The 1,844-nt window shown below is 36.6% G+C and carries 2 protein-coding genes; one reads left to right on the top strand and one right to left on the bottom strand.

Annotated features, from left to right (window positions below):
* Positions 1-892: TonB-dependent receptor plug domain-containing protein (locus AC1DND_RS26975; protein WP_477585819.1), on the bottom strand; the 892-nt coding region annotated here is incomplete at its 3' end.
* 294 nt (positions 893-1,186) lie between these two features.
* Between AC1DND_RS26975 and AC1DND_RS26970 the strand changes: the two genes are divergently transcribed.
* On the top strand, positions 1,187-1,844 hold a 658-nt coding region (locus tag AC1DND_RS26970; protein ID WP_477585817.1), incomplete at its 3' end, for a hypothetical protein.

Below are 1,844 nucleotides of genomic sequence, written 5' to 3'. Positions count from 1 at the left end.
CCCTCCATTCAGACTGCAATTGTTGCGCATAACGTTYGGTGGTATAGGTAGACAGCTTCCCTTCGAAACTCGATGGGTTTATTCCAAATCGCGAATCGATATCTTCGTTTAGCCCATCTAAGCGATACCATATACTAAAGTTTTGATTTCTATAGCCAATTTTCGTATTACCAAGCCATTGCTCCTTAGGTTTCCATTGATTTTTATAGCTATTAAATTCTTCTAAAAATGCTGTTTTCGGAGCCATATTCCAGCCACCAAAATCGTTATGCGATGCACCGAGCAAAACACTCCAGCCTTTTTGTTGCCAGCTAATACTTAAATTCTGATTATGCTGGCCTGCACCATTGAGTAGGTTATATTCTTTCCCAGCGCTTTCTTCCTGTACACGCGCATTAACGCTTAACAATTGCTTTCCGGGATTTTTGGTTATAATATTAATTACTCCGGCCAGCGCATCGGTGCCATACACAACAGACATCGGACCTTCTACAATTTCTATCCTCTCAATGGTGTTAATGTCGATTTGGTTTAAACTTTCGCGGGCATCAGATCGGTCTACCATTGGTACACCATCCAATAAAATTTTAATATTTCGGCCAGTCATCCCCATTAAAGAAACATCGGTTGTACCTAAAGTTAAATCGTTGCTAAAACGGAAACCGAGTTCGGTATTTAAAATCTGCTGCACATTGGTGGCAGCCCTTAGCTTAATCCGATCTGCACTTATTGTTTTTACATTGTATACCGAGTTCCTCAAGGTTTGCGGGCCATATTGCCCTGTAACCACCACATCCTTTAAATCATTTGCCTTTGTAGTATCAACTTTAATTTCTTGAGCCACAGTAACAAATCCACAAAGCGATAAGGCAATTGATAAATATATCTTCATTTATTTAGACTAATTATAAATAATTGCGCAAATTTGTAGATAATCAGAAAAAACAGATAACGCTAAACGGATAATTAATACCGCCAAACGGATTAAATAAATACGAAATCATCATGATTTTCAAATCACACATTGGGATGAATAAAATCATGAGCGCTTCAAGACCTTTAAAAAAACCGAGCTTTTGCGCGCTCATTAACTAAGCGAAGCGTTCTCTTGAACACCATTGAGAAAATAAATGCAAGTGAAAAATGCCATTGAAAACAATGAGCAATAAATTAATAATTTATACAGATGACAATTAAACTCTCAAGCTATCCTAAAGGAAATATCATTTATGAGAATGCCTATCCTAATAATTTTGAAAGCATAACCGACATAGATGAGGCTGTTGTAACATTAGATGAGAACGATGTAAAGTACCAAATAAAAGAAATGTGGTTTAGGGGAATCCACATTGGCATTATGGAGATCCATCCGAATCAGGAAGAGAATTTTTGCTTTGAATCTTCTCCGCAACATATTGGCTTTTTATTTTGTCTGAGCGGTGCAATCAACTATTATTATAATCATCAGCACGATAATTTATTATCATTKGCTAAAAACGAGCAGGATTTTAATGCAGGTGGCGTTAATTCGATCAAATTTAATATCACAGAGAAAACCAGATGCCTTTATATACAGTTCACAGAAGATTATTTTGAGCAGGTAACAGGAGGAGAACTTGGTCACGATATTAAAACCGGAATCCAAAAGTTGATCAGTCCGGAAATCGGGTTGATACTGCAGCAGATTATTTATCCTAAACACGAGGGTAGGGTAAAACGTCTATTCCTTGAAGCTAGGATCTTTGAATTGATTATTGCTTATTTTAATCAAAAACAAGAGAAACAAACATACGTTTTAAAAAAGGAGGATATAGAAAAGATTCTGTTGGCCAAACAATTGGTAG

It is taken from the genome of Pedobacter sp. 01N416 (assembly GCF_056399685.1).
The sequence above is the reverse complement of the archived record's forward strand: the minus strand, read 5'-3'. Positions and strand labels throughout refer to the sequence as shown.